The sequence below is a fragment of the Methylobacterium sp. WL103 genome, from assembly GCF_008039885.1.
Taxonomy (GTDB): domain Bacteria; phylum Pseudomonadota; class Alphaproteobacteria; order Rhizobiales; family Beijerinckiaceae; genus Methylobacterium; species Methylobacterium cerastii.
The window spans coordinates 1-3454 of sequence record NZ_VRUX01000461.1; the positions used below are offsets into that span (position 1 = coordinate 1).

The 3454-nt window shown below is 68.0% G+C and carries 2 protein-coding genes; both read right to left on the reverse strand.

Going from position 1 to position 3454, the window contains the following annotated elements:
* Positions 1-47 precede the first annotated feature (47 nt).
* Positions 48-3194, reverse strand: coding sequence for a CusA/CzcA family heavy metal efflux RND transporter (locus FV222_RS20525; protein ID WP_147762769.1), 3147 nt, complete (start codon positions 3192-3194; stop codon positions 48-50).
* A 31-nt stretch (positions 3195-3225) separates the two neighbouring features.
* Positions 3226-3390 (reverse strand): hypothetical protein, encoded by a 165-nt coding sequence (locus tag FV222_RS29895; protein ID WP_187277398.1) that lies wholly within the window; start codon positions 3388-3390, stop codon positions 3226-3228.
* Between the last annotated feature and the right edge of the window lie 64 nt (positions 3391-3454).

Below are 3454 nucleotides of genomic sequence, written 5' to 3' on the forward strand. Positions count from 1 at the left end.
GGGCGGGGGTTGTGGTGCCCGCGCCACGGGTTTCGAAGCCGACGCCATCACGCCGCCGCCCGGTGCAGGACGGGCGTCGCCAGCGGGTTCGGCTGGCGGCGGGAGAACAGCGAGATCAGCACCGGCACCACCACGAGGATCAGGTTGGGCGCGAGCAGGATGCCGCCGACGACGACGAGGGCTAGCGGCTTCTGCACCTGTGAGCCGATGCCGGTGGAGACCGCCGCCGGCAGGAGGCCGACGCAGGCGGCGACGCAGGTCATCATCACCGGCCGCATCCGCACGATCGAGGCGTGCCAGACAGCCTCCTTGCGCGGCCATCCCTCTTCCATCAGCTGGTTGTAGTAGGCGAGCAGGATCACGCCCTCCATCGTCGAGATGCCGAACAGCGCGATGAAGCCGATCGCCGCCGAGATCGAGAACGGGGTGCCGGTGAGCGCCAGCGCGAAGATGCCGCCGATCATCGCCATCGGGATCACCGACAGGCCGAGCAGCATGTCGGCGACCGAGTTGAAGTTGATGAACAGCAGCAGCGCGATCAGCACCAGGGTGATCGGCACCACCAGGCTGAGGCGCGTCACCGCGTCCTGCAGGTTGGTGAACTGGCCGACCCATTCGAGGTGATAGCCGGCCGGCAGCGTCACCTCGTCGGCGACGCGCCGTTGCGCCTCCAGCACGGTGCCGCCGAGGTCGCGCCCGCGCACCGAGAACTTCACCGGGATGTAGCGCTCCTGGTCCTCGCGGTAGATGAACGACGCGCCCGAGACGAGGTCGACGTCGGCGATCTCGGAGAGCGGCACCTGCACCACGCCGCCGTTCGGGTTGGCGGCGCCGATGGTGATGTTGCGGATGGTGGCCAGCGACGAGCGGTATTCCTTCGCCAGCCGCACGCGCATCGGGAAGTGCCGGTCGGAGCCGTACTCGTAGAGGTCGCCCGCGGTCTGTCCGCCGATGGCGGCGGCGATGGTGGTGTTCACGTCGCCGATCGAGAGGCCGTAGCGGGCGGCCTTGTGGCGGTCGACGTCGATCCGCACCGTGGGCTGGCCCAGCGAGGCAAAGACCGAGAGGTCGGTGACGCCGGGGACGGTGGCGAGCACCGCCTTCACGTCGTTGGCCGCCTTGGTGATCGCGGCTAGATCCGTGCCGTAGACCTTGACCGAGTTCTCGCCCTTCACCCCCGAGGCCGCCTCCTGGACGTTGTCCTCGATGTACTGGGAGAAGTTGAACTCGATGCCGGGGAACTCCGCGTCGAGGCGCTTCGACAGCCCGGCGATGAGCTGTTCCTTGTCGAGCCCCTTGCGCCACTGGTCGATCGGCTTCAGCGGCGCCAGGATCTCGACGTTGAAGAAGCCGGTGGCGTCGGTGCCGTCGCTCGGCCGGCCCTGGTGCGAGATCACGGTGACGACCTCGGGCACCTCGGTGAAGATCTTGCGCAGGCGCTCGACGTAGGCGTTGCCGGCCTCCAGCGAGATCGAGGCCGGCATCGTGCCGCGCACGTAGAGGTTGCCCTCCTCGAGCTTGGGCAGGAACTCGAGGCCGAGGTTCCGCGCGACGAGCCCCGACACCAGCAGGATCGCCACCGTCACCGCGATCGAGAGGATGCGGTTGCGCAGGCCGAAGCCGAGGATGATCTCGTGGCCGAAGCGCAGCACCTTCACGATCAGGGTGTCGCGCTCCTCCACGTGCTTCGGCAGGATCACCGCCGAGAGCGCGGGCGAGACCGTGAAGGTCGCGAGCAGGCCGCCGACCAGCGCGTAGGCGTAGGTCTTGGCCATCGGCCCGAAGATGTGGCCCTCGACGCCCGACATCGTGAACAGCGGCAGGAAGCCGACGATGATGATCGTCGCCGAAAAGAAGATCGCCCGGTTCACCTCGGAGCCGGCGATGGCGATGGTGCCGAGCCGTCCGGTGAGGCCGCCCGGCGCCGGCTGCCCCTCCGAGTGGTGCGGCTCGGCCAGGTGCCGGAACACGTTCTCGACCATGATGACGGTGGCGTCGACGATCAGCCCGAAATCGATCGCGCCGAGCGACAGGAGGTTCGCGGAATCGCCGCGCACCACCAGGATCAGGATGGCGAAGCCGAGGGCGAAGGGGATGGTCGCCGCCACGATGATCGCGCTTCGAAGCGAGCCGAGGAACAGCCACTGCACCACGAAGACCAGAACCACGCCGAAGACGAGGTTGTGCATCACCGTGTGCGTGGTGGTGTGGATCAGCCCCGACCGGTCGTAGATCCGCTCGATCTTCACCTCGGGCGGCAGGATCGTCGAGGCGTTGATCTTCTCGATCTCGGCTTCCACGCGCTTGAGCGTCGGCAGGCTCTGGCCGCCGCGGCTCATCAGGACGATGCCCTCGACGATGTCGTTCGAGCCGTCGTGACCGACGATGCCCAGCCGCGGCGCGTTCGAGACGCGCACGTCCGCCACGTCCCGCACCAGCACCGGCGTGCCGGCGACCTGGGTCAGCATCGTATCCTTGATGTCGTCCATGTCGCGGATCAGGCCGACGCCGCGGACCACGGCCGACTGCTCGCCGACGTTCAGCGTCTGGCCGCCGACGTTGATCGAGGAGTTGTTGAGGGCCGAGACGAGCTGCACCAGGGTCATGCCCTGGGCCTGGAGGCGGTTGAGGTCGACCGCGATCTCGTATTCCTTGGCCTTGCCGCCGAAGGCGGTCACGTCGACGACGCCCGGAATCGCCTTGAAGCGGCGCTGCAGCACCCAATCCTGCAGGGTCTTCATCTCGGCCGACGAGAAGCCCTTCGGCCCGACGAGCTTGTAGCGCATGATCTCGCCCACCGGGCTCGTCGGCGAGATCTGCGGCGTCGCGCCGTTCGGCAGGGGCGGCGCCTGCGACAGGCGGTTGAGCACCCGCTGCAAGGCCTCCTCGTAGGTGAACTCGTAGTTGAACTGCACCTTCACGTCGGACAGGCCGAACAGCGAGATCGTGCGCACCACCTGCGCGTTCGGGATGCCGGCGAGCGCCACCTCCAGCGGGATCGTGATGTAGCGCTCGATCTCGTCGGCCGACTGGCCGGGATTCTGGGTGATCACGTCGACGAGCGGCGGGACCGGATCGGGATAGGCCTCGATGTTGAGCTGGGTGTAGGCGGCGTAGCCGAGCGCCAGCATCACCAGGAAGCCGAGGCACACCAGCACGCGCTGGCGCAGAGAGAAGACGATCAGGCTGTTCATCGCGTCATGCCCCCCGGCCGTTCCCGTCCGGTCAGGACGCCTTGTCGCCCGACGCGGCGCGGTCGATGAACAGCGCGCCGCGGGTGACGACCTCCTCGCCGGCGGCGAGCCCGTCCACCACCTGCGCGTTGTCGCCGTTGATCAGGCCGAGCGTGACGCCGCAGATCTCGCCGACGAGCCCGGTGGGCGAGATCATGCGCTACAAGCTCGTCGGGCCGAAGGGCTTCTCGTCGGCCGAGATGAAGACCCTGCAGGATTGG

What these genes read in the sequence shown, in the direction of transcription:
- FV222_RS20525 (WP_147762769.1), bottom strand. Translation starts at nt 3,194, where the DNA reads ATGAACAGCCTGATCGTCTTCTCTCTGCGCCAGCGCGTGCTGGTGTGC.
- FV222_RS29895 (WP_187277398.1), bottom strand. Translation starts at nt 3,390, where the DNA reads ATGATCTCGCCCACCGGGCTCGTCGGCGAGATCTGCGGCGTCACGCTC.